Origin of the sequence: Microbacterium halimionae (genome assembly GCF_011761265.1) — a bacterium.
GTDB lineage: Bacteria > Actinomycetota > Actinomycetes > Actinomycetales > Microbacteriaceae > Microbacterium > Microbacterium halimionae.
The window spans coordinates 765615-790084 of record NZ_JAAOZB010000001.1; the positions used below are offsets into that span (position 1 = coordinate 765615).

22 protein-coding genes and 1 tRNA gene are annotated in these 24470 nt (G+C 63.1%); 7 read left to right on the forward strand and 16 right to left on the reverse strand.

Going from position 1 to position 24470, the window contains the following annotated elements:
* Positions 1-25: 25 nt before the first annotated feature.
* Genes radA through add form a run of 10 tightly spaced genes read right to left on the reverse strand, consistent with a single transcriptional unit; the run spans position 26 to position 12216 of the window.
* The gene (gene radA, locus FHS06_RS03670; protein WP_167045571.1) at positions 26-1408 is read right to left on the reverse strand and encodes a DNA repair protein RadA; all 1383 of its coding nucleotides are present in this window, start codon (positions 1406-1408) and stop codon (positions 26-28) included.
* Positions 1409-1461: 53 nt separating this feature from the next.
* Positions 1462-2829, reverse strand: coding sequence for an amidohydrolase family protein (locus FHS06_RS03675; protein ID WP_167045574.1), 1368 nt, complete (start codon positions 2827-2829; stop codon positions 1462-1464).
* 18 nt (positions 2830-2847) lie between these two features.
* Positions 2848-3966, reverse strand: a complete 1119-nt coding sequence (locus FHS06_RS03680; protein ID WP_167045577.1) for an acyl-CoA dehydrogenase family protein — start codon at positions 3964-3966, stop codon at positions 2848-2850.
* A 24-nt stretch (positions 3967-3990) separates the two neighbouring features.
* Complete coding sequence (locus FHS06_RS03685; protein WP_167045580.1) at positions 3991-4908, reverse strand: ABC transporter permease; 918 nt, start codon at positions 4906-4908, stop codon at positions 3991-3993.
* The gene (locus FHS06_RS03690; RefSeq protein ID WP_167045583.1) at positions 4905-6065 is read right to left on the reverse strand and encodes an ABC transporter permease; all 1161 of its coding nucleotides are present in this window, start codon (positions 6063-6065) and stop codon (positions 4905-4907) included. Before FHS06_RS03690 ends, FHS06_RS03685 begins: the two co-directional genes overlap by 4 nt.
* 8 nt (positions 6066-6073) lie before the next feature.
* Positions 6074-7867 (reverse strand): adenine deaminase C-terminal domain-containing protein, encoded by a 1794-nt coding sequence (locus FHS06_RS03695; protein ID WP_167045586.1) that lies wholly within the window; start codon positions 7865-7867, stop codon positions 6074-6076.
* A 19-nt stretch (positions 7868-7886) separates the two neighbouring features.
* Complete coding sequence (locus FHS06_RS03700) at positions 7887-9419, reverse strand: ABC transporter ATP-binding protein (protein ID WP_167045589.1); 1533 nt, start codon at positions 9417-9419, stop codon at positions 7887-7889.
* Positions 9419-10435 (reverse strand): BMP family lipoprotein, encoded by a 1017-nt coding sequence (locus FHS06_RS03705; protein ID WP_167045592.1) that lies wholly within the window; start codon positions 10433-10435, stop codon positions 9419-9421. The genes FHS06_RS03700 and FHS06_RS03705 overlap by 1 nt, the downstream gene beginning before the upstream one ends.
* A gap of 27 nt (positions 10436-10462) precedes the next feature.
* Positions 10463-11116 (reverse strand): hypothetical protein, encoded by a 654-nt coding sequence (locus FHS06_RS03710; protein WP_167045595.1) that lies wholly within the window; start codon positions 11114-11116, stop codon positions 10463-10465.
* Positions 11116-12216: an adenosine deaminase gene (gene add, locus FHS06_RS03715; RefSeq protein WP_167045598.1), complete on the reverse strand. Its 1101-nt coding sequence runs from the start codon at positions 12214-12216 to the stop codon at positions 11116-11118. Before add ends, FHS06_RS03710 begins: the two co-directional genes overlap by 1 nt.
* A 197-nt stretch (positions 12217-12413) precedes the next feature.
* Between add and FHS06_RS03720 the strand changes: the two genes are divergently transcribed.
* On the forward strand, positions 12414-12908 hold the full coding sequence (locus FHS06_RS03720) for a nucleoside deaminase (protein ID WP_167045601.1): 495 nt from the start codon (positions 12414-12416) through the stop codon (positions 12906-12908).
* A gap of 1 nt (position 12909) precedes the next feature.
* On the opposite strand, the gene FHS06_RS03725 is transcribed toward FHS06_RS03720, so the two are convergent.
* The 3 genes from FHS06_RS03725 to FHS06_RS03735 all read right to left on the reverse strand — a co-directional run bounded on the left by FHS06_RS03725 (position 12910) and on the right by FHS06_RS03735 (position 14911).
* Positions 12910-13665: a GntR family transcriptional regulator gene (locus FHS06_RS03725; RefSeq protein ID WP_167045604.1), complete on the reverse strand. Its 756-nt coding sequence runs from the start codon at positions 13663-13665 to the stop codon at positions 12910-12912.
* 69 nt (positions 13666-13734) lie between these two features.
* Positions 13735-14487: a creatininase family protein gene (locus tag FHS06_RS03730; RefSeq protein WP_167045607.1), complete on the reverse strand. Its 753-nt coding sequence runs from the start codon at positions 14485-14487 to the stop codon at positions 13735-13737.
* The gene (locus FHS06_RS03735; RefSeq protein ID WP_167045610.1) at positions 14480-14911 is read right to left on the reverse strand and encodes a PPC domain-containing DNA-binding protein; all 432 of its coding nucleotides are present in this window, start codon (positions 14909-14911) and stop codon (positions 14480-14482) included. The genes FHS06_RS03730 and FHS06_RS03735 overlap by 8 nt, the downstream gene beginning before the upstream one ends.
* A gap of 251 nt (positions 14912-15162) precedes the next feature.
* On the opposite strand from FHS06_RS03735, the gene FHS06_RS03740 reads away from it, so the two are divergent.
* Genes FHS06_RS03740 through FHS06_RS03760 form a run of 5 tightly spaced genes read left to right on the forward strand, consistent with a single transcriptional unit; the run spans position 15163 to position 21436 of the window.
* Complete coding sequence (locus FHS06_RS03740; RefSeq protein WP_167045613.1) at positions 15163-16371, forward strand: metal-dependent hydrolase family protein; 1209 nt, start codon at positions 15163-15165, stop codon at positions 16369-16371.
* A 35-nt stretch (positions 16372-16406) separates the two neighbouring features.
* Positions 16407-18014 (forward strand): ABC transporter substrate-binding protein, encoded by a 1608-nt coding sequence (locus tag FHS06_RS03745; protein ID WP_167045616.1) that lies wholly within the window; start codon positions 16407-16409, stop codon positions 18012-18014.
* A 49-nt stretch (positions 18015-18063) separates the two neighbouring features.
* Positions 18064-19035 carry an ABC transporter permease gene (locus tag FHS06_RS03750; protein WP_167045618.1) on the forward strand — a complete coding sequence of 324 codons (972 nt, stop codon included), beginning with the start codon at positions 18064-18066 and terminating at the stop codon, positions 19033-19035.
* Positions 19032-19829 carry an ABC transporter permease gene (locus FHS06_RS03755; RefSeq protein WP_167045620.1) on the forward strand — a complete coding sequence of 266 codons (798 nt, stop codon included), beginning with the start codon at positions 19032-19034 and terminating at the stop codon, positions 19827-19829. Before FHS06_RS03750 ends, FHS06_RS03755 begins: the two co-directional genes overlap by 4 nt.
* Positions 19826-21436, forward strand: a complete 1611-nt coding sequence (locus FHS06_RS03760) for a dipeptide ABC transporter ATP-binding protein (RefSeq protein WP_167045622.1) — start codon at positions 19826-19828, stop codon at positions 21434-21436. The genes FHS06_RS03755 and FHS06_RS03760 overlap by 4 nt, the downstream gene beginning before the upstream one ends.
* Here FHS06_RS03760 and FHS06_RS03765 read toward each other — a convergent pair.
* Complete coding sequence (locus FHS06_RS03765) at positions 21433-22383, reverse strand: L-lactate dehydrogenase (RefSeq protein ID WP_167045624.1); 951 nt, start codon at positions 22381-22383, stop codon at positions 21433-21435. The genes FHS06_RS03760 and FHS06_RS03765 overlap by 4 nt on opposite strands.
* 12 nt (positions 22384-22395) lie before the next feature.
* A complete protein-coding gene (locus FHS06_RS03770; RefSeq protein WP_167045626.1) occupies positions 22396-23763 on the reverse strand; it encodes an MFS transporter in 1368 nt (455 codons plus the stop codon).
* Between the two features lie 95 nt (positions 23764-23858).
* Between FHS06_RS03770 and FHS06_RS03775 the strand changes: the two genes are divergently transcribed.
* Positions 23859-23948, forward strand: a tRNA-Ser gene (locus FHS06_RS03775).
* Between the two features lie 57 nt (positions 23949-24005).
* On the opposite strand, the gene FHS06_RS03780 is transcribed toward FHS06_RS03775, so the two are convergent.
* The gene (locus tag FHS06_RS03780) at positions 24006-24437 is read right to left on the reverse strand and encodes a MarR family winged helix-turn-helix transcriptional regulator (RefSeq protein WP_167045628.1); all 432 of its coding nucleotides are present in this window, start codon (positions 24435-24437) and stop codon (positions 24006-24008) included.
* Between the last annotated feature and the right edge of the window lie 33 nt (positions 24438-24470).

Below are 24470 nucleotides of genomic sequence, written 5' to 3' on the forward strand. Positions count from 1 at the left end.
TGCGTCATCGTGAAGAGTGCGGCGCCTAGAACTCTGGGACGTCAACGCGGTCGCGCGCGGCGGACTTCGGCGCGGGCATTCCTCGCGCGGCGATTGCCTGCAGAGCACCCTGAAGGTTGACGGATGCCTCATCCACAACTGTGCGGAAGCCCAACCTCTCCGCCTCTGCGCGCCGCTGCGATGCTTGCGACACCGGGCGCACTTCGCCCGCCAAGCTGAGCTCCCCAATGGCGGCAACGTCGTGCCGCACGGCGCGCTCGCGGAGGGCACCAGCGATCGCGATCGCGATGGCGAGGTCGGCGGCGGGCTCGGTGAGACGCACTCCGCCAACCGTGGAAACGTAAACGTCTTGGTCGGAGAGCTTGATGCCGGCGCGGCGTTCGAGCACCGCCAAAATCATTGCCACGCGCGACGAGTCGACACCGTTCACCACGCGCCGAGGATTGGGTGCCGTGGTGTGCACAGTCAGCGCTTGCACCTCAACCGGAAGCGCGCGGCGGCCCTCCATCGCGACGGCGACGCAGGTTCCGGCGACGGGCGTGCCGCGGCTGATGAACAGTCCGCTGGGGTCGGGGACTTCAACGATCCCCGCGCCGCTCATCTCGAAGCAGCCGACTTCGTCGGTTGGTCCGAAGCGGTTTTTCTGTGCTCGCACGAAACGCAGCGACGTGTGGCGGTCGCCCTCGAAGTGGCAGACGACATCGACGAGGTGTTCGAGCACGCGCGGCCCCGCGATCGAGCCGTCTTTCGTGACATGGCCGACGAGCACGATGGGAATACCCCGGTCTTTCGCCACACGGATGAGAGCGGATGCCACCTCCCGTACCTGCGAGGGATGACCCGCTGCCCCATCAGACAGTGCCGACGAAACCGTCTGTACAGAGTCGACGATGACGAGCTCGGGGGAGACTTCGTCGATGTGACCGAGGATCGTGGCGAGGTCGGTTTCGCTCGCAAGGTATAGCTCATCGTGTAGCCCGCCGGTGCGTTCAGCGCGCAGGCGCACCTGGGAGGTCGACTCTTCACCACTCGCATAGAGAACTCGGCGGCCAGAGCGAGCGCTCTTGGCGGCGACATCAAGCAGAAGTGTCGATTTGCCGACGCCGGGTTCACCGGAAAGCAGTATCGCGGCGCCCGGAACAATGCCGCCGCCGAGCACGCGGTCAAACTCCGCGACACCGGTGGTTCGGCGAGGGGTGTCGTGTGAATCAAGCTCCGTGATGGGTCGCGCGGCTCGGCCCGGAGCGGGCGCCACAGCTGTCACGCCCCGAACGATGCCTGCCTGCTGCGAGACTTCGACCACGGTGCCCCACTGTTGGCATTCGCCGCACCGGCCGGCCCACTTGGACGTCGTCCACCCGCATTCGGTGCACCGGTAGGGCGCGACGGTGCTCTTACGTGTGGCCATCCCTAAAGGCTACGCGCCACCACCGACATCAGAGTCGACATAACAGCCGCACGTCAGCCCATCAAGCCGCCGAGTTCGCCGGCGCTCTCGAGATATGCCGTCCGTCGCGCAAACAGCCCGGGAACGAGTTCCCGCACCCGGGCGATCAGCTCTGGCATGTCGGCCGTCACGAGCTCACCGTCGGCAACAACAGTGCGACCGGCAACGATTGTGTGGGTCACGTCGTCACCGCGCACCGCGTGCACGAGGTTGTGGTGAATGTTGGCGTACGGCCCCTCGGGCAGGAGCGGCGTCATGCGAGGTGTGTCAGTGCGAACCGCCACGATGTCGGCCTGTTTGCCGACTTCGAGCGAACCGAGTCGGCCGTCTTCGCCAATGGCGCGCGCGCCACCGGTGGTCGCCATTTCGAGTACTTGCCAGGAATCCATGGCTGCGGCATCCATCTTGCGGAGCTTGCCCATGAGAGACGCAACTTTCATCTCTTCGAACATGTCGAGGTTGTTGTTCTCTTTTTCGCCGTCGGTGCCGATTCCGACAGCGACACCGGCGGCCAAAAGCTCGGCGACGGGTGCAAAGCCACTGGCGAGCTTCATGTTGCTCACGGGGTTGTGCGAGACGCTCACACCGCGCTCGGCCATGAGGGCAATCTCGGGCGCATCGAGCCAGACCGCGTGCGCAATCATCGTGCGGGGCACGTCGAAGAAGCCGATGTCTTCGAGGGCGAACATGGGGCGCTTGCCGGTGCGGTGATCGAAAAGCTCCACATCGAGTTCGGACTCGCTGCAGTGTGTGTAAAGCCCGGTGTCGTACTGCTTCGCGAGAGAGATTGCCCGGCGCTGACCGGCGGCATCCGCATAGAACGGATGCTCAAGACCCACCCACGGCATGATGCGCCCGCCTGCGGCTCCCGTCCACTCCTGCAGCATCTTCTCGTTGTCGTCGAGCGTGTCGAAGTAGTTGTAGTCGGGGTGCTCGCCCACGTAGTTGACGGTCACAAGCCGGTTGCCGAGCGCGCTCGCCGCGCGAGCGGCGCCATCCATGTATCGCCACATGTCGACAACTGTCGTCGTGCCAGAGAGGAGCCCCTCGGCGTAGCAGAGCCACGCGGCAGCCTCGGCATCTTCGGGCTTAAGCACGCGGTGCATCGGGTCGATGTGAAGGCGCAGCCACTCCCATACCGGTAGGTGCTCGGCGGTACCGCGGAGCATCCCGGAGTGGTGGTGTGAGTTGACGAGCCCGGGCATGAGTACACGGTCGGCAAAGTGCGTGCGCGCAGCATCGGGGTACGCGAGAGCGAGATCGGATGCCGCCCCCACGGCGATGATCGTGTCGCCCTCGATGACGATCCCGGCGTCGACAAGTACGTCGCGGGTGGCGTTCATCGTCACGACGATGTCGGCGGTGAGTAACTGAGAAGTCATGGGAGTCTCCGAGGGGGATTATTCAGCGTCGAGAACCCAGCCGCCGACCAGCTCTTCGCTGAACGGAACCGAATACGCCATCAGAGCGCCGGCTTGGGCGTCACGGAAGATGCGCTGGATGGGGGAGCGGACGAGATAGCCGCTACCGCCGCCGACGCGGACGGCAAGGGCCGCTGCTTTCTTGGCGACCTCGTTGGCGAGCATCTTGGTTTCGGTTGCCGCGGGCATTGCGTCGGGCGACTTCTGGTCGGCGAGCCACGAGACCTGCTCGGCCATGAGACGTGCTGCGCGGACCTCTGCCCACACCGGGCCGACGTCGGACTTGACCCACTGTGCATCGCCAAGGGTCCCCTGGGGAGAGCGGCGCGAGGTCGCGTAATCCTTGAGGGCGTCGAGAGCTGACTCTGCGATACCGATCGAGACGAAGCCGAACCCGACGGTGATGAGGTTGGAGTAGTCGGGTGCGGGCGGTGCGCACAGGCGGGACGCCAGCAGGGGCGTTCGCGAAAGCGTCATGCTGCGGCTGCGGGTGGCACGCATTCCGCTGGTTTCATCGATGGGAGGAAAGCTGATCGTGTCGTCGACTGTGACGCCGAAGAACGCCGGTGCGCCGTCGACGCGTGAGTTGAGGAAGAGGTGATCGGCGGCTTCAGAACCGGAGACGAACAACTTGCGACCCTCCAAGACCCAGCCATCTTCGACAGCTTCGGCGTCCTGTTGGGAGTTGAGGAAGTAGTTTCCGCCGGCAGGCTCTGACAGGGCGTTCGAGAATCGCTTGCCGGCGCGAAGCTCGGCAGCAAAGAACTCGGCCTCGGCGGGCTGTGAGCAGCTGACGAGCGCGTGGGCTGCGCCGATGTGCATGAGCCAAACCGTCGCCACAGCGGGGTGGGCCGCCGCGAGAGTGCGGACGACCTGGCCAAGCGTTGCGTAGGAAAGAGCTTCGCCGCCGTGCTCGATCGGAAGAAACGCGGTGTCGAGCCCCGTTGCGGAGAGCGCCCGCAGGTGGTCGATCGGCAGGCGCGCTTCGGCGTCGTCGCTGGCTACGGTCTCGGCAAATGTCTTCGCGAGGGACTCGACGGTGTCGAGCCAGTGCTGCTCGTGGGCCGGAACCTGAACGGGGGAGAGTCGGGTAAGCATGGGGATCCTTTCTTGCGGGTGAGACTACGTCGCGAGCTTCACTTTTGCTGTGGTCTTACGCAGTTGTGCGCGCGAGGTGAAGACCAAGACGATGAGTGTGACGACATAAGGAAGTGCTTGGTAAACCTCGCTCGGCAACTGCACGGCCGTTGCCTGCGAGAGCAGCGAGAAGCTCTGCAGGAACGAGAACAACAGTGCTCCGAGCGCGATACCGAGGGGAGTCATCCGGCCCATAATGACGACAGCCAGAACAACATAACCACGTCCGGCTGTGATTCCGGGAGTGAACGAACCGATCGATCCGACAGTGATGGTCGCTCCCGCGAGCCCAGCAAGAGCGCCGCCGATGAGCAAAGCGCGAGCGCCCACCTTCGCCGTTCGCACCCCTCGAAGCGCAGCGGACGTGGGATCTGAGCCGACCGCCCGGATTTGAAGTCCAAAGCGCGTGAATCGCATAACGGCCCATGCGGCGATGAGGAGAACAATTGCGGCATAGACGAGCGGGCTCTGGTTGAAAAACACCGGGCCGAGAATCGGGATGTCGGCGAGGGGGCCGAGAGGTGTGCGGCCGATGGTGTCGACGCTCACGTTCGTCTGGCCGCTCGGTATCCAGAGCTGGAAGAGGTAGGCACTGAGGCCCAGACCGAGCATTGTGATGGCGAGGCCGACAACAATCTCGTTGGCGCGCAGGCGGTAGACCGCCGTGTTCATCACGACGGCAGCAATGAGCCCCGCAAGAGTTCCGGCGAGGAGGCCGACGAAGGGGCCCGCAACGCTTGCTGCGACAATGGCGGTGAATGCGCCGAGGATCATCATGCCCTCGATGCCGAGGTTGATGCGACCCGCACGTTCAACGAAGCCTTCGCCGACGCCGGCGATGATGAGTGGGGTTGCGAGCGCGATGGCACCCGCAAAGATTGAGATCCAGAGTTCGAGACTCATCGCTGCTGCTCGCTTTCGCCGATGCCGATGTGGTCTTCGACTGCTGCGCTGGTTCCGCTGCCGGCCCCAGCCGGGTCGTCATCAGTGGCCGCAGGCTCGGCCGTTGGAGCAACAATCGCGGCGGGCTTTTTCTGCACGGCAGCTATGCACGCGACGCCCAACAAAATGACACCCTTGATGACCTCGGCGATGGAGGTCGGCACGCTACCGGTGGCTGACTGCATCCCCAACGCGCCGGCCGCGAGCGCAGAAAAGAAGAGGGCAGCGACAACGATGCCGCTCGGTACCAGTGCGCCGAGTAGGGCGACGGCGATACCAGAGAAGCCGACCCCACCAGCAACCGACCCCATCAACCGATCATTGATGCCCGAAACCTGGATCCAGCCGACGAGGCCCGCGCCAAGACCAGAAACCAGCATGGTGCTGTAGATCGTGCGGGCGCGTGTCGTACCCAATCGCCGGGCAAGCTTGGGGCGGCTTGCAAACACAGTGAGGCGAGCGCTATTCGATGTGCGCTGCCACCACATGAGCGCTGCGGCAATGATGACGACAAGAACTAATCCCCAGTGGGCGCGAGTGCCGGCGATCAGGGTCGGCAGAGCTGCCGACTCTGGAAACAGCGCGCTCTGCGGAGTGGCGGTGTTCTCACCGCTCGCGAGCCATGTGCGCAAAGACCAGCCAAGGATGCCGGTGGCAACGTAGTTCAGGAGGAGGGTTGAGAGAATCTCATTCACATTCCAGCGCACGGCCAACAGCGCGGGAAGAAGAGCGTACGCACCGCCGCCGATAGCGCCACAGACGGCGCCGCATACGAGGTAGACCGGTGCGGGAACCGCATCCCCGAAGGCGTTCTGTAGACCGAAGATGCCAGCCGTGGCGGTGATCGCACCGATTGTGACCTGGCCCTCGGCGCCCACTGAGAAAACGCCCGCGCGAAGAGCCGGGATGAGGGTGAGCGCGATGATTGCGATCGGTACCGTGCCGACGAGAAGCTCGCCGAATCGGTAGGGAGAGCTTGACACGCCCTCAACCAAGCCCCGGAGCCCGTCAAGCGGGCTCGCGCCCGCGAGCACGATCAGCAGGGCGGCGACCGCAACAATCCCCGCGGCGACGCCACCGATGATGGCAACGCGGCGGAAATCGAGTGTGAGTTTCATGATGACGGCTACACCTCGCCGTGGCCGCAGGATTCGACTGGGCCAGGTAGGAGAAGGTCGACGAATGATTGCTCGAACGCGTCGATCAGTCCGCGCTCGGTGATACCCAAATCGGGCACCACGTAGAGGCCGACAAACGACAGGATGATGTATGGCGAGGGGATGCGGCATCCGAGCTCTGCTGTGCGTTCGTGCCCAGCTTTGAGCGCTGCCGCTGTCTCTTCGAAGGGCGCATCGCTCATCATGCCGCCAATGGGGAGCGGCACCGAAGCGAGCACTTCGCCGTCGGCCACTGTGACGAATCCGCCCTGCATGCGTTCGAGCTCGGCGACGGCAAGCAGCATCGATTCATCATCGGCACCCACGACGGCGATGTTCATGTTGGGGCAGTTCATGCTGATGGCAATCGCGCCCCGCGAGAGGCCAAAACCTCGTACGAAACCGACTCCTGCTTCGCCTGAAGCGTGGTGGCGATCAAGAATGGCGATCTTCAATACGTCGGTTTCGGTGTCGCTCTTGACCAGGCCGTCAACGACCTTGAGCGACGTTTCGAACGCGTGCTTGAAGTACCCGTTGTACATTTCCATGGCGCGAACGCGGGCGGTATCACCGACAGCGTGCACCTCGAAGATTTTAGGATCGAGCCGCGAAGGCAATCGCACTGTGTCGCGCGCCCAGGTCGGCACGACGTCGTCATTGGTGAAGAGTGCCTTGCCGTCTCGCGCGACAACGTCGCCAGCAACCATCACGAGGTCGGGATGAACCTGGGCAAGATCGGGGATGATCTGCAGGTCGGCGAGACGTGAGGGCGCCAGGATGCCGAGTACCTGGTCGAGTCGGTAGTAATGCGCTGCGTGGGTCGTGGCCATGCGGTACGCAAGCTGCGGGTCGACGCCGAAGGCGATCGCTTGGCGCACGTGGTGATCGATGTGTCCCTGGACGGAGATGTCGAGCGCGTGCTTGTCATCAGCGCAGAAGCAAATGCTCCGAAGCGCTGGGGCAACACGGTCAAGATCTGAGAACAGGGGAATCGTGTTGTCTGTCAGCGATGAGCCCATGATCGTGACCATCGCGCCGAGCCGGGTTCGCTCAAGGACTTCATCGATCGTCGCTGAGTTGTGGTCGTCTCCGACACCGGCCGCGAGATAGCCCCAGAGTGACTCGCTTGTTTGCGCGGCTGTGTGCCCGGTGATGCGTCGACCCGCTACGAGAGCTTCACGGAAACGGTTGGTGGAGACATCCCCGTAGTCGAAGGGGTTCCCCTCGCCGAGCGTCGCGGTGACGTCGTCGTGCAGACGCGAGAGCACTGTCTCTTCGGGAATGATCGCGCCGCCCGTTTCGAGAGCAGTGGATGCGGGGGTCGTTGGCGAGACCTGCTGGAAGATGTGCAGCGGAGTCTGGGTTTCGAGAAGAAAGTCCATACCGCGCGGGCCCCAGACGTTCGCGGCACCGTTCGGATCGGTTAGAACCGTCGTTGTTCCACGTGCAACGCTCACTCGAGCAAGCTCGCCGGGAGTGAGGTTGGTGTATTCGATATGGAGGTGAGTGTCTATGAATCCCGGCACGACATAGCTGCCCGTTGCATCAATGGATGACCCAGCCTCGGGGAAATGTCCCCAAGGAGTGAGGGTTGCGATATGGCGACCCGAGATCACAATGTCGCGCTCAAGCCACTCCTCGGTTCCCGGCGATTGGACGAGCCCGCCACGAATGATGACATCCGGAAGCGCGCGACCCGTCGCGACGGAGCGAAGGGCAACCATCTCGGCAGTGGTCGGGTAAAGATCGGTTTTCTCCGTCATGCTTGCTGCTCTTTCGTCATCAACTCTGTTGGCCCGTCGTGATGCCGGCCATCGCCGACCCGAGGCGGTCAGTTGTTGCTTCGGCTACGGGGAGGTCGGTAACAATCTTTCCGGCGAACATCACTAGAACGCGGTCGGCGACTTCCAGAATCTCTTCGAGATCGTGCGAGGCGATAAGCACCGCTGCGCCCTGTTCGGCGCACGCGATCAGGCGTTCGCGGATAGCCTGGGCCGCTCGCAGGTCAAGACCCTGAGTCGGACCGTACGCCAAGACCACACGCGGCGTGCCCGAACCTGGAAGACCGAGACCGAGCTCGCGCGCCACGAGCAGCTTTTGCTGATTTCCGCCGGAAAGCCCAGACGCTGGGATCGTCGCGTTGGCGGGGCGAACATCGAATTCGCGCATCGCTGCTTCATGAGTTCGGCGCTGTTCCGCGCGACGGGGATGGCGCTGTGCTCGAACTCCGGCGGTGTGTCGGTACACATCGAGGTTGTCACCGGTGGAGAGGTTGGGCACGAGCGATTCGGAGCGCTCTTCGGGGATCCATGCAACGTGACCGCGCAAGATGTCGACGGCGCCAGCGGGGCTACCGTCGAGGAGCACTTGGCCGGTGACGGGGGTGACGAAGCCCGCCAATACGTCCATCAGCAGGTTTTGACCGCTGCCTGCAACTCCCGCGATGCCCGTGATTTCGCCCGCCCGCAGCGCGATCGAGACGTTCGTGAGCTGCGAGTCGCGCGCTGCCGCTGCTGTGACGTCGACGGCCTGCAGAACTATCTCGCCGATATCTCGCGCGGCGCGGGGCGCCGGTTCTGGAAGATCGCCCACCATGAGCTGTGCGATTCGACGAGCGTCGAGTCCGCGGGTGGGGCCGCTGTGCACGTCTACGCCGTGTGAAAGTACCGTGACGTCATCGGCGACGTCACTGACTTCGTCAAGGCGATGTGTGATGAGGACGATTCCGGTGCCGAGCGCGCAGAGTGCGCGAAGGTGGGCGAAAAGCCCGCCAACTTCTACCGGGCCGAGGCTTGCCGTCGGCTCGTCGAGAATGAGGGTTCGTGCGCCCTCGGCGAGCGCTACCACGATTTCACCGAGCTGGCGATGAGCTTGGCCGAGCGACGAGGTGGGCGCATCGATATCGACGTCGACTCCGGCAAGTGAGAGGGTCTTCGCGAGAAGTGCACGTGCGTGCGAGCGGCGTGCGATGCGTTCTGGAGCAACGAGCAATAGGTTTTCGGTGAGGCTGAGCTCCCCGACCAAACTCAGTTGCTGCGGCACCATGTTGATGCCGAGCGCGCGGGCGTCAGCGCGGTCATTGGGCGCATATGGCTCGGAGTCGATCGACATGACAGCGTGGTCGGGCTGTTCGATTCCCGCGAGGATCTTGGCGAGTGTCGATTTTCCGGCACCGTTTTCGCCGACGATGGCGTGGACCCGCCCGGGACGCACGACGATCTCGACATCGTCAAGCGCTGTGACGGTGCCGAAGCTCTTCGAGACGGACCGCGCCGTGAGGACGCGGCCCGTCTCAATAAGGGGGGTGGTGCTCATTAGGAGATGGTGACGCTTCCGTCTGCGAGGTTGGCCAGAAGCTCTTCGATCTCCTGAGTGACGTCGGAAGGCACAGCGCCATCGACATCGTTGATGGGCGCGTAGACAATGCCACCGTTGTCGAGAGTTGATGTCACGCCCTGGCCGCCGAACTTGCCTGCGGCAACCTCTTCGACCCAGGCTTTCACGATCGGGTACATGTCGAGGTCGACCGTTGACACATTGGTCGCCAGCGCATCCTCGCCCGCGGCGGGCGAAACGCCGACCGTCATGACTCCCGCAGAGGATGCGGCGGAGCCGACTCCGGCCGCGATACCGTCTCCGGTTGTGTACACGAGATCTGCGCCCTGTCCGATAAGACCCGTGGTCGCTGACGCCGCGGCTTCTGCGTCGTCGAAGCTACCGGCGTAGACGACCGGGAGGAGCGATGCTTCGGGGTTGGCTGCCATAACGCCCTCCTGGAAGTACTCATCGGTGGCGACGACGAAGTCAAGCTCCATACTTTCGACGCGTCCGATTTGAGTTGCGCCCGTGAGGCCGGCGATGTAGCCAGACAGGTAGCCGACCTGCGAAGAGTCGTAGGTCCACGTCTCGACGTTGTCGGTGTACGCGTCGAGGATATCCATGCCGCCCGATGCTGTGAAGTTCACATCGGGAAAGTCCTCGGCAACCGAGAAGACAGCATCCCCGAGCTCGATGCCGTGACCGATGACGAGATCGAAGCCCTGGCTTGCGAAGTCAGCGATGACAGGTTCGGAAGTCGCCGGGTCTGACATCTGGTCACGAAGCTCGTAAGTGATGAGTCCTTCATCTTCGAGCTGGGCGAGCGCGTCGGCGAGTGCCTGGTTGAAAGCGCCGTCATTGGTGTTTCCCGGGGTGAGGGCTCCCACGGTGATGACTTCGGATGCATCCGCGCTCGCATCGTCAGATGAGGTGTCGACTGTGCTCGAGCAGCCGGCGAGTGCGAAGACGGTCGCGGCAACCGTTGTCGTGAGGAGAAGTGGTCGAATGCGCATGCGTGGGTTCCTTTGCGTGAGGGGGGATTAACGGTGCAGGTCGGATAAAAGAGAAGCGTTGGGTGTGCCCGTGATGGTGAAACCGGGAGCGAGAGTTGCTCCGACGAATGCTGCGCTCGCCGCGGACCAGTGGCCGAGAACGGCTCCGGTTTCGACGTCGACACACGGGTCGAGCGCGACGAGCGCCGGCGACGCGGCGGGATGAATCGCCGCGTCGTCGATGCAGACGACGTCGGTGCCGTGCAAAACCCGCATGACGCCCGTCTCGGGGAGCGCCCCGGTTCGTGCGCTCTGCACAATTGCTGCCGTGGCAAGAAAACCCCGCAACTCGGGGTCATCGGTACACGCGGACGCTGACTTGGTGCACCCATCGATCCACTCGATGCCGCTTTCGGTGATGCTCACGGCGCTCAACTGCGTTCCCATTGCCGCATCACCCTGTCCGACTACTTCGATGCGGACGGCGAACGTGTCGCTGTCACGTGTCGCAAGAATCCGCTCGGTGTAAAGCGGCTCTGACTTCGTGCCCGTCACTTGGTAGCTGTCCGGCCAGCTCGACACGATGTCAGCGAGCGCGACCGTATCGCCCTCGCTGGGAGCTGCCCATGCAACGACGCCAGCCGTAAGCACCGAGGCGAGCACAATGCTCCCACTGGCAGTTACGAGCAGGCGTCGATTCATTAGCTGTGCTCGGCGATCGTCGTCTGTAGTTCGGAGTGGAGCGTGGCCTTGAGGTCGTCGTTTGCGAATGACGCGTCGATGGAGCGTTCAGCGAAGCCCGCGAGGTCGTCATAGGTGAAGCCGAATTCAGTGGCGGCAACAGCCCAGTCGGCGTCGAGTGTCGTGCCGAGCGGCGCGGGGTCGTCAGTGTTGAGGGTGACGGCAACACCCGCATCGAGCAACCGAGGCAGTGGGTGAGACTGCCAGTCGCGGTAGATGCCGAGCGAGACATTCGAGCGCGGGCACACCCCCAGCGTGATCTCGCGGTCAATCAGGGTCTTGATGAGTGCCGGGTCTTCGATCGCACGCACGCCGTGGTCGATGCGCTCAGCCTGGAGAAGATCGATGGCATCCCAGACACCCTCGGGACCGCTTGATTCACCCGCGTGCACCGTGCGGTGAAAGCCGGCGCTCGCGGCAGCGGCGAACGCATTCTGGAACTTTTCGCCGGTGCGGCCGGAGACCTTTTCGTCGCCATCAACCGAGAGTGCAACGACTCGTCGTGGACGCGCCGCAACGAGGGCACCCACGATGTCTTCTGCCTCGATTGCTGACTGAGAGCGCAGCAGCGAATACGCCATATTCGTCACACAAAGGCCGTCTTGTTCTGCGTCGTCGAATCCGGCGGCAAATGCATCCATAAGTTCGAGTTCGCGCCCGCGCCACGCATTCCAATGGGTTGGATTCACGATGACGTCGCTGTAACGCACACCGGCTGAGCTCTGCCGCGCCGCGAAGGAATAAGCGATGCGAGCCGCTTGTTCTCGGGTGCGAACGAGACCGCACTGCCAGTCAAGAAAACCGAGGAAGCCGGTGAGTCCACCCGCGCCGACACCTGAGCCGCCGCCGGTTGTCACTTCGGGGGCCGCGTATGCTCCATGCGTTGTGATGTCGAAGATCGTGGATGCGGGTCCGGGGAGAGCGCTTCCGGACTCTTTCGCGAGCGTCAGGATATCGATGAGGGCGAAGCTGCCCTCAAGGTGGATATGCACTTCAGCTTTCGGGAGGGCGCGGATATCGAACTCGTCGATGCGCGGTGCGCTTTGTGTGCGCTCTGGCATGGGGGCCTTTCGTGGTGCGGGTGCTTCTTGGTGTCTCAAGTTAGCGCTACTCGATAACTTGTTGACAAGTTGCAGCATCATCTTTCGAAACCTGTAACAAGAGCGAAATAAAAGACCTGAAATACGGCAAATAAGGTCGTACGCTGAATATGGCTCGCCGCAACTTATCTACAAGAAGGCGATTCTGAGGAGATGGAATGATGACTGAGTTGAACGCCGAAGACCTCGATTTTCTTCGCGAGAGCATCCGCATCGCTGAACGCGCGCGAGAGCGCGGCGTGCATCCGTTCGGTTCGCTCGTGGTGAGCGCAGCAGGCGAAGTCGTGTCGACGGCCGAAAATAACTCGCTGCCGCCGCACGGCGACCCTACTCAGCACGCAGAGATGCAGGCGGTAGCGGGGGCGTGGCGCGCGGTCGGTGCCGAAGGCATGGTGGGGTCGACTCTCTTTACGAGCGCGGAACCCTGCGCGATGTGTGCCGGCGCTGCGTACTGGACAGGAATCGACCGGGTTGTGTATGCGCTCTCAGAGCGAAGCCTGCTCGAGCTGACCGGTGACCACCCGGAAAACCCGACCTTTTCGTTGCCCTGCCGCGAAGTGTTCGCTCGCGGTCAGCGAGAGATTCAGGTCGTCGGGCCGCTTCTCGAAGACGAAGCAGCAGTAGCGCACCTGGGTTTTTGGACAGCTTCCTGAATCACAGACCGCCCCACGGCGGGCGGACGGTGCGAACGAGTGAGTACGACACGATGTCGGGATCGTGATACTCGAAGCTGTGCATGAGTCGGCGGCCACTGGTACCGATGCCGATGATCTCAAAGGTCATCACTGGAGTGCCGACTTCGCGCTCGAAGAGCGCCGCAAGGTTCTCATCGAGCGTTGTAATTCCGGGAGTAGAGACTTCCCAAATGACGGGCTCGCCCCACACTCGTGCCGCGAGAGCGAAGATCGACTCGTCGGCGTCACGCGTCAGATCATCGGCCCCGAGAGGCACGATATCGTCGGCGATCATCGCTACGGCGCCATCGGCGCGCCAACGCTTACGCACCGAGATTCCCTTGGTTGTCCCCGGCAGTTCCATGACCGCCGCGACATCCGGATGCAGCGGCGCCCGGTGTGAATCGAGCACCTCGACCTCTGCCCGGTACCCGAGCCGATTCAGTAGATCAGTGTGCTCAAACTGTTCTTCGAGTCGCACGCTCAGTCGAAGCGCGATGGGGTCGACGGTTGTGACTGTGCCTTGGCGTCGGCGCACCACACCCTGTGCTTCGAGACCCGCCATGGCGTTTCTCAACTGCTGACGAGTGCATCCGAGTCGCGACGTGAGCTCGATTTCTCCGGGCAGTGGCGTGCGATTGTCGGCAGCTTCGCGAACGAACCGGAGCAACCCATGCTGCACGCGCATGTGTGCGGGGTCGCTGTCTGGTCTCGGCAGAGGCAGATAGGTGGTCATGGACTCTCTTTCACCATCGATAGTGAGCGCGACGAGATCCTCACGCTAGCGCGAGTGTGCTCATCACATTTACTGCTGTTGTTGTGTGATGCCGAGCGATGTGCGGACGGCTGCAATGACTTGGGCGGACTCCTCGACGACATGAGCGAGGATGCGGTTGCCCTTTTCGGCGCTTGCCGAACGAGGATCGCCGAACACGCCGCTGTGCGACAGCGGCGCCAACGCCATCTGTCGTAGGCCGAAGTCCGGAGGAAGCTCGGGGTACTCCACGACGTATCGCTCTCGATGTACGAGTTCGGGCGCGATGGCCAGGATGAGAGAGGTCTCTACCTCTTCCGCGTGGCAGAGTCCGGGAGCGGCCCAGGGCGTCTCTTTGACGGCGTCGCCGATTTCGGTGAGTCCGGGGTAGTCGAGCACCAGGATCGGCATGCCGCCGCGCGAAGCTGCGGCTTCTGCGGCTCGGTGCAGTGGCAGCCGGTTTCCGAAATCACCGTTCACGACCACCAAGAGGCTAAAGCCAGCACTCTCTAGCGAAAGCGCGATGTCAGCACAGACAGCTGTCACAGTATCTGCGCTGAGAGAGATCGTGCCGGGGAGCGCATCGTTGCTCCACGTGTTTCCGTAGGGAATGGCGGGAATCAGAGCGCCCGTGATGTGCTCTGCGATCGCGGCGGCGAGCGCTTCGGCTTGAAGAGTGTCTGTCGACAGCGGAAGGTGTGGCCCGTGCTGTTCGAGAGCGCCGAATGGCATGACAGCAACCCGTCCATCGGTTTCGAGGAACTCCCCGACATCGGGTGATGTGCTGCGGCTGTAGTCAATCATTCGTCTGCTCGAATCCAAGAGTCGGGATGCCGTAGGTGCCGGCCCGCGGCGAACGCTCGAGGCGCGGTAAGAGCACCTCGTCGATGACGACTTCGACCGTGTAGTGGGCTGTGCCGCGCAGGAGGTGTCCGGCGTAGGCGGCTGCTGCGGCATCCTTTTCGCCTGCGACAACGTGCAGGTGCACAGCATATTCGCCATCCCGTGACGTGATCGTGCCAGAACCGATTCCCTCGGTGTAGGCGACGACTACGGAGTCGGCAAGGGGTAGTTCAGGGTCGGCAGCTGGTGTGTGGGACGCAATCAGCTCGACGGAGCGGAACGCTCCGCTGAAGGTCACGATGACGCCCTGTTCGATGTTCGCTCGCTCGCAGGCAGCGCTGATGCTCGGAATGATGTCGTCGCCGGGGTCGAGCAAAACGGCCAACCTGCGACCTGTGGTCAGAAGCTGATGGCGAATGATGCACTCCTCAAATTCTGCGACTTATCGACAAGCGAACTGTCGCGCATAACTGGGTATTTCGACCTCTAACGCTATTTTGCGTTGTCACGACGAGTGTTTCAGTCTCGTAAATATTTGGTCATTTCGAGCACTTGTTGATCTTTTGCAAAAACTCCGCCGGTATCGTGGCGGCTTGCACTCTTGCGCGCACGCCGCGCTCACTGGAAGGGACGCCCATGACGAACGCCAACGGACGCATTGAAGGAATCGCGCTGTGGGATGGCGACAGTTACCGGGGCGCTTCGGCCCTCGCATGGGACGCAGGTCGCATCACTTCTGTCGATGCCACCGACGCTGAAACCGGCAAGGCTGAGTTCAGCATCATTCCAGGCCTCGTTGACACCCACGTGCACTTCGACGGCTATGCCGGCGCCGGTTCGGTCGACTGGATGACATGGCCCCTCATCACGCCCGAGCCCGAGCGTTCGATCCACGTTCTCGCGCACGCACGCCGGGCCGCTGCCGCCGGAATCACGACCCTTCGCGACCTCTCGGGATCTTCTGTGCAGCTCGCCGCGGCGCGGGCGCTGGAGGCTGGGCTCGTTCCCGGTCCACGTCTTCTCGTGCACGGTGCTGTCGGAATGACAGCGGGGCACGGTGACCTCTTCACGCCTCCGCACTACCCGCACCGTGGGCCGGTTGCTGATTCCCCCGATGAGTGCCGCAAGCTTGTTCGTCAGTGGGCTCGTTCCGGGGCCGACGGCATCAAGATCTTCACGAGCGGTGGGGTTCTCTCGATCGGTGACAAGGTCGGCTGGCGCAATCAGACCGAGCAGGAGATCGCTGCGACTCTCGACGAAGCACACGCGCTCGGAATGCTCGTTGCCGCACACACTCACACCGCCGAGGGTGTTGATATCGCGTTGAAGTTCGAAGTCGACTCCATCGAGCACGGCACGGGTATCGAAGAACGCCACTGGGAGACGCTCATCGAGCGGAACATTCCGGTTGCGCCGACGCTCCTGATCAACGACGCCATCGCTGAACGACGTTTCACAGTGAGCGACGATGCATCCGAAAAGGCCCGCGCGGTCGTAGCTGAGCGCGACAGGAACTTCGTCGGCGCAGCTGCCGCCGGCGTGCGGTTCGTGCTCGGAACCGATGCAAATGGCATTTTCGTCGCCTTTGGCGATCAGCTCGAAGAATTGCGCCTGATGAAACAGGTGTTCGGATGGACCGATGAACACGCGCTGAAAGCGGGAACATCGGATGCTGCAGACGCTGTGCGCATGGGTGCGCACGTGGGCCGACTCGCTACCGGAAAGGGCGCCGACTTCGTCGTTGTGCGCGGCCGTCCGTGGGAGAACATCGGCGACTTGAACCGCGAGAACATCGTTGCCGTCGTGGCACGCGGTGAGCTCGTTGCCGGTGCCCTACCGGCGTGATGCACCACCCCATTCACAACAAGGAGATCACCCCCGTGACCACCAATAATCACCGCTTCGTCCGCTGGGCGTCGCTTCCTGCCGGCGCTCTCGTCGGCGTTCTCGCGCTCGCTGGCTGTTCCGGCGGCACCGAAACGGCGGCAACGCCAGCAGCGGATGCCGACCAGAACATCGTCTTCGCGCTGAAAGAAGACCCGACCTGCATCGACCCGCAGCAGACGTCGCTTACGACGTCACTGAACGTGGGCCGACAGATCGTCGACTCGCTGCTCGATCAGGATCCTGAAACCGGCGAGCTCGTTCCGTGGCTCGCTGAGAGCTGGGATGTCGCCGACGACCTCACGTCGTACACGTTCACGCTGCAAGATGGTGTGACCTTCTCGGACGGCACCGAGCTCACGTCTCAGGTCGTGGCCGATAACTTCGATGCGATCGTCGCACTGGGCGCTTCCGCGTCGCTCGCGAACGGTTACCTCGAAAACTACGCGGGCACCGATGTGACGAGTGACACCGAATTCACCGTCAACTTCTCGCAGCCGAACGTGCAGTTCGAGCAGGGCGCAACAACAATGTCGCTCGGCATCCTGTCTGAAGACACGGTGGCCGCAACCGCTGAAGAGCGCTGCCAGAGCGTTGTTGGCACCGGCGCATTCACGCTAACCTCTTACGTGCCCAACGACTCGGTCGTCATCGACCGTCGTGATGGTTACGACTGGGCGTCAGATCTTCGCACGCACGAGGGCGACGCTTACCTTGAAACCGTCACCTTCCCGATCATCACCGAAGCAAGCGTTCGCACCGGTGGCCTGACCTCCGGTGAGTACGACGTCATCCAGGATCTTCCTTACGTTGACGAAGCGCGGTACACAACCAACGAGTACAACCTGTACGCACAGGCGAACCCCGGCGTTCCGAACTCGTTCGTCGTGAACACCACTCACGGCCTCATGGGTGATGAGTCGGTTCGTCAGGCCATCTCGAAGGGCCTCGATCGCGACCAGATCAACGTGATCGCGGGTTCTGTGAGCGGATCTGCTCCCACGAGCGTGCTGACCTCTTCGACCCCGGGCTACACCGACCTCGGTGACGCTCTCGCGTTCGACGCCGAGGGTGCCCAGGAGCTCCTCGAGGATGACGGCTGGGTGCTCGGCAGCGACGGTATCTACGAAAAAGACGGACAGAAGCTCACTGTTACCGTCACCGCGTTCTACGCCCAGGATGTCCTCGAAGCTGCTCAGATTCAGCTGAAGGATGTCGGAATCGATCTTCAACTCAACATGGTGAGCGCCGGAGACTTCTTCGGTGCGATCGCAACGGGTGACTACGACATGCTCGGTGCGGGTCTCACGCGCACCGACCCTGATGTGCTCCGTGTGCTGCTCTCTGACTCTTCCGCTTCCCGGTGGGGAATCACGGGCGACGACGAGCTCGAAGCGCTGCTGATCGAGCAGGGGCAGACCGCCGACGCCGATGAGCGTCAGACGATTGTCGACGAGATTCAGCAGATGGTTGCTGACCGTGCCTACGTCATCCCGACTCTCGAGACAGTGCAGCTGCACGCGTCGCGTTCGGGTGTTGAAGGAATCACCTTCGACTCGGCGTCGCGCATCAACCTCTACGACGCAATGGTCACGTCCAACTAAGAAATAGCCGGTGCAGCGCGTGGAAAAAGTAAGTGTGAAAGCGAGAGCGGTGACCGTGCTGCGGTTCCTTCTCCCGAAGATCGCCCAGGGGATCTTCGTCGTGTGGGCTGCCTACACGGTTGCATTCCTCTTGATCCACGCGCTGCCCGGCGACCCCGTGCTCGCAGCTCTCGCCGTCAAGGGTGGCGACGCCACGAGCACCGACCCCGAGGTACTCAACGCCGTGCGTGCCCAGTACGGTCTCGATGGGCCGCTCTGGCAGCAGTATCTCAACGGCTTCTTCGGACTCTTCCGCGGTGACCTCGGTATCTCGATATCGACCGGTATGCCGGTTTCCGACATCATCGGCCGCGCGCTGCCTCACACCGCCGCGGTTGCAGTCTTCGCACTGATCCTTGGCTTTGTGCTCGCGCTCGGGTTCACGGTCTGGGCGTACGTCGCTCGCCCGGCGTGGGTGCGACAGGTGCTCGTGCAGATTCCACCGCTCGGAATTGCGATTCCCGCGTTCTTGAGCGGCCTGGTGCTGATTACTGTCTTCTCGTTCGGCCTCGGCTGGTTTCCGGCATCCGGAACTGGCGGGTTTGAGAGCATCGTTCTTCCCGGTGTCACTCTTGCGCTTCCGACAGCTGCGGTGTTTTTCCAAGTCTTCTCGGCCGCGGTATTTGACGCCGGCACGAGTCCTTTCGTTTTCACCGCCAACGCCAAGGGCCTCTCCCAGCCGACGGTGGTCTTTCGCCACGTGCTCCGAAACGCGATGTTGCCCGCAATCACAGTGATCGGCCTTCAGGTTGCTTACCTTGCTGGCGGAACTGCTGTCGTCGAAACCGTCTTTTCGCGTGACGGCATCGGACGCATCACCGTGGATGCCGTGCTCGCTCGCGACGTCAACGTCGTGATGGGCGTCGTGATCGTCGTTGCGATCGTGTACGCCGTTGTCACTCTCATCGTCGAGGCGCTTTACGGCGTGATCGATCCGCGCACGCGACAGACGCTCAAGGCGAAAGCGGGGGCGACCCGATGAGTATTTTGCGTAAGCCGGGCATTTTGCTGGCCATTCTCGTTCTCGCGTTCACAGCTCTCGCAATCGTCGCGCCTTCACTGCTCGCACCCTACGACCCCTACGATTCGGTGGGCACCGCACGCCTTGCTCCTCCCAGCTGGGAGCACCTCTTCGGCACCGACTACTTGGCGCGCGATGTCTTCTCCCGTGTGATTTATGGCGCGCAGCTCTCGATTTCTGCCGCGGGGCTTGCAGTCGTTGCCGGTGTCACTCTCGGTGGCATCATCGGTCTCGTGACCGGCTACGTGCGCGGCCTCGTTGATGCTGTCGTGATGCGCTTCGTCGATGTTCTCATCGCGATCCCCGGCATTCTGCTAGCGCTCATCGTGGTGGCCTCGCTCGGATTCGGCCCGCTCTCGATCGCACTCGGCGTCGGTCTTGGAACGGCAGGTACCTTTGCCCGTGTCATGCGTGCTCAGGTGCTGCGTGTGAGGTCAGAAGAGTACGTCGAAGCCGCACGAACACTCGGAGTGCGCGGCGGCACCATTCTTCTCCGGCACGTGCTGCCAAACGCGGTGCGCCCGATCATTGCGATGGCAGCTCTTGAACTCGCCCTGGCGATTCTGGCTGTCTCTGCGCTCAGCTTTCTCGGGTTTGGCGCTCAGCCGCCGGCGCCCGAGTGGGGTGCACTCGTCTCGTCGGGTCGTGACTTCGTCGCGGTAGCGCCGTGGCTGAGCCTCCTTCCCGGTGCCGTGATTCTCGCGGTCGTGCTCTCGGTGAACCGCATCGCCCGCTACATCGGAGGTGAGCGATGACTTCGCAGCCACTACTCGTCGTTGACGATCTACGCATCGACTACACGACACCGGCTGGAACGATGCCCGCCGTTCACGGCGTCGACTTCACGATCAACCGTGGCGAGGTTCTCGCCGTCGTGGGCGAATCGGGATCGGGCAAGAGCACGATCGCGCATTCTCTCGTGCGGTTGCTCCCCGATGAGGCACGCGTGCGTGCCGGGAGTGTGCGCTTCGATGGCACCGATCTGCAGAGCCTCAGCCAGCGCGCCATGCGGCGCATTCGCGGTGGTCGCATCGGATTCGTGCCGCAAGACCCGTCACACAGCCTCAATCCGCTCATGAGGGTGGGGGAGCAGATCGCCGAAACGCTCCGTCGCCACCTCGGACTCACCCAGCGCGTGGCAGCGAACCGTGCGATCGACATTCTCACCGAGGTCGGCATCCCCGATGCGGAGCTTCGCAGCACGCAGTACCCGCACGAGCTCTCGGGCGGGCTGCGTCAGCGTGTGCTCATCGGAATTGCCTGGGCGTGCACGCCCGACCTGGTTATCGCCGACGAACCGACAAGTGCGCTCGATGCCACTGTGCAGCGGCACGTGCTCGACCGGATCGAAGCACTCCGCGTCGCGCACGGCACCTCGGTACTCCTCGTCACGCACGATCTGGCGGTCGCCGCCGACCGGGCCGACCGCATCGTCGTCGTCAACAAGGGGCGCATCGTCGAAGCCGGCAATGCGCAGGACGTGCTTGCGTCCCCGACCCACGAGTACACGCAACGTTTGGTTGCCGCAGCCCCCGGCCTCAACAGCCGACGCCTCGAGCCGACGGTGAAAGCCGAAGCGCGGCAGGTGCGCGAAGGCATCCTGCTGTCGGTTAATGGTCTATCGAAGACCTATGGTCGCGGCGGGGTTGCGGCAGCGAAGGATGTCTCGTTCGAGATTCCGCGCGGCAGCACGTTCTCGATCGTGGGCGAGTCAGGCTCGGGTAAGAGCACGACGGCGCGAATGATCGCGCGTATCGTGCCCTCCGACAGCGGCCGCATCACGTTCGACGGCGCCGACATCACAGCGCTCCGCGGCGAGAAGCTGCGCCAGCTGCGCCGTCGCATTCAGGTCGTGTACCAGAACCCGTTCGGGTCGCTGGATCCGCGCATGAAGGTCGGCGCGATCGTCGCTGAGCCGCTCCGTGCCTTCGGAACGTCGTCGCGTCGTGAACGCGCCGCTGCCGTGCGAGACCTCATGGGGCAAGTGAAATTGGATGCCGCCCTCATCGACCGCACTCCGGCACAGCTTTCGGGAGGTCAGCGCCAGCGAGTCGCTATTGCACGTGCGATCGCACTTCGGCCCGAGTTCTTGGTTCTCGACGAACCGGTGTCGGCTCTCGACGTATCGGTGCAGGAGCAGGTGCTGCAGTTGCTCGTTGACCTGCAGGCCGATTTTGGGCTGACCTATCTCTTCATCTCGCACGACCTCGGTGTGATCCGGCAGGTGTCTGATCAGATCGCCGTGATGCGTCGCGGAGAGTTCCTTGAGCAGGACAGTGCGACGGCGATCTTCGAGAGCCCTCGCACTGACTACACGCGCGAACTTATCGGCGCGATCCCCGGCGCACACACAGCTCGCTAGCGCAGCGTTGTTGCGGCCTCGCGAAGCGTGGCAGCGGAGCGCGCGAGCAATTCGAACTCGTTCGAGCTGAAGGGCGTCTCGTGGATCGGGGTTGCACCCGACGCGCTCACGATCGACGGAACCGAGAGGGCAACGCCGTCGATGCCGTGGTAGTTGCTCAGCACCGTAGAGACCGGCATGACGGAGTGTTCATCGCCGAGAATCGCTTCGACGATACGGGCGCTCGAGAGACCGATCGCGTAGTTGGTCGCGCCCTTTCCCTGAATGACCTTGTACGCGGCGTCACGCACATCGATGGCAATCTCGTCGAGCTCGTCTGTTGTCATGCGCGGGTGACCGGGGCTTTCCCAGTCGAGAATCGGCACTGTGCCGATCGTGGCATTCGACCACAGCGGAAACTCGGTGTCGCCGTGCTCTCCGACGATGTAGGCGTGCACGCTCGAGGAGGCGACACCGGCACGTTGCGCGAGCTTCCACCGCAGGCGCGACGTGTCGAGCACTGTGCCGGAGGCGAAAATGCGCTCGGGAGGCAAGCCCGTGGCATCTTGTGCGAGCACGGTCAGCACATCGCACGGGTTGGTTACTATCACGTAGATAGCGTCGGGTGCGACCTCAAGTAGCCGGGGCAACATCGTCTTCAAGATATTGGCGTTGGTTCCCGCCAGTTCGATGCGGGTCTGGCCGGGCTTCTGCTTCGCGCCAGCGGTGATGACGACAACGTGGGACCCCTCGGCCACCGAGATGTCGCTGCCGCCGATGATGTCGCTCGAGCCGGTGAACTGTGTGCCGTGGGCAAGGTCGAGCACCTCGGCTTCGACCTTCTCGGTCGCGATGTCGTAGAGGGCGACATGGCGTGCCGAACCCCGAATGAGGGCCGCGTAGGCGGTACTGGAGCCGACGCTGCCAGCGCCGACGACGGTCAGTTTCGAGTTCTCGATCACGCTCATGCACCCAGTGTCTCAGGCGGAGGGCTCGCTCTGGTTACGAATTCCGAGAAAAGACACAGCCGCGCCCAGCACCATGAGTGCGGCTGTCACGATCGCGGCGCGGTGGAAGCCGTCGAGATCGAGGCTTCCGCCGACGATCGTCGCGATGGCGGCGATCGCCAGGAGCCCGGCAACTCGCGAAATCGCGTTGTTGACAGCGGATGCTGTGCCAGATCGCTTCGCATCCACGGCTCCCAGCACGGCGGACGTCAGCGGTGACACCGTGATCGAGAGGCCGAGTCCGAAGAGAAGGAGCCCGGGGAGCACTTGAGTCCAGTAGTTGAAGTCGCCTGAGACGGAAAGGAGTAGGAGGCATCCGACGGCGATGATGAGCGGCCCGATGGTCATGAAGATGCGCGGACCGAAGCGATCAGAAAGTGCACCCGCTCGAGAGCTGAGCGCGACCATCAAAAGCGTCATAGGGATGCTGGCCAGCCCTGCGAGGGTCGCAGGCAAGCCCGCGCCCTGCTGCAGATAGACCGACAGCACGAATCCATTGAGCGACAGCGCCGCGTAGATGAAGAAGGTCGCGACGTTTCCCGACCAGAAGTTGCGGGCACGGAACATATCGAGCGGCAGAATCGGCGCGCGCGAGGTGCGTTGCCGCAGAAGAAACATCGTGAACAGAACGATGCCTGCGACGAACGTTGCCCACACCGCGGGGTCGCCCCACCCGAGGTTCGGCTGTTCGATGAGGGCGAAGACCGTGAGGCCGAGGCCGAGCGTACACATGACCGCCGCGAGGATGTCGATCGAGGCATCCGTGTTTCGTTCGTCAGATGTGTGCTTCAGCCGCAGCATCCAGAGGGCGAAGGCGATCGGGATGACGTTGATGACGAAGACCAGTCGCCATGACACGAGATCGACAAGCGCGCCGCCGACGAGCGGCCCAGCGATCATGGCGCCTGTCGTCATAGACGTCCAGATGCCGATGGCCCGACCGCGCACCGGCCCATCGAATGCTTCGGTGATGAGGGCGAGCGAGCTTGGCACGAGAAATGCGCCGGCGGCGCCCTGCGCGGCGCGCGCGGCAATCAAGAACACGGGGTCGGGGGCAAGACCCGCCGCAAGTGACGTCACGCCGAAGCCGATGAGGCCAATGCGGAGCACGACCGTGCGACCGAAGGCGTCGCTGACGGAGCCGGCGAACAAGATGAGCGCCCCGAGTGTGATGAGGTAGGCGTCGACGACCCACTGCTGCGTGGTGAGTCCGCCGCCGAGCTCGTCGCGGATAGCGGGCAGCGCAACGTTCACGACAGTGCCGTCGAGAAATGCCACGAATGACGCGAGGGCAGCGATTGTGAGTACCCGACGCTGCACGGATGTCATTGTTGCGGCCATATCGACACGTTAGTTGCGTGGCGCGAAGTTTGGCGGATTATTCGCGCTGACAACCCGATTCGCTCGCGTGGCAAACCTCGCGTAAACTCTTCCGCGGTGACGTGTCCGAGCGGCCGAAGGTGCAACACTCGAAATGTTGTGTAGGTTCACCCCTACCGTGGGTTCAAATCCCACCGTCACCGCCATGGAAACCCCCGAGAAATCGGGGGTTTTTCCGTTTCCGAACTGCCTCGGTGTGCAGCTCAGCGGGCTTCGCGGTATCCCTCGATGTCGAGGTTGAAACGGTGGAGCATGTCGGCAAAGAGAGCGATCTCCTCGCTTGACCAGTCGCCGAGGATCTGGTCGAGTGCGCGCGTCGATCTTTCGCGCACCGCACGGAGTCTCGCAACCCCGTGCGTCGTCACGGTGAACTTGCGGGCGATTCCACCATCCGGATCCGGAATGCGCTCCAGAAGCGATTCTCGGGTGGCTGCCGTGGTCTGGCGCTGCACCGTGGAGATGTCGAGGCGGAAGGCCTCGCTCAGCTCGCTGATCGACATCGGGCCCTGGGTGTGGATGCGACTGAGCAGGAGATACGCACTGCGGTCGAGTCCATCGTCGGCCCGATGCTGAGCGATCGCATAGCGACTCAACAGCATCTGCTCGTACTCGATATCGGCGATCCGACGCTCCATTGCTGACTCTCCATTCCGGCGCGGTTGCCCGCC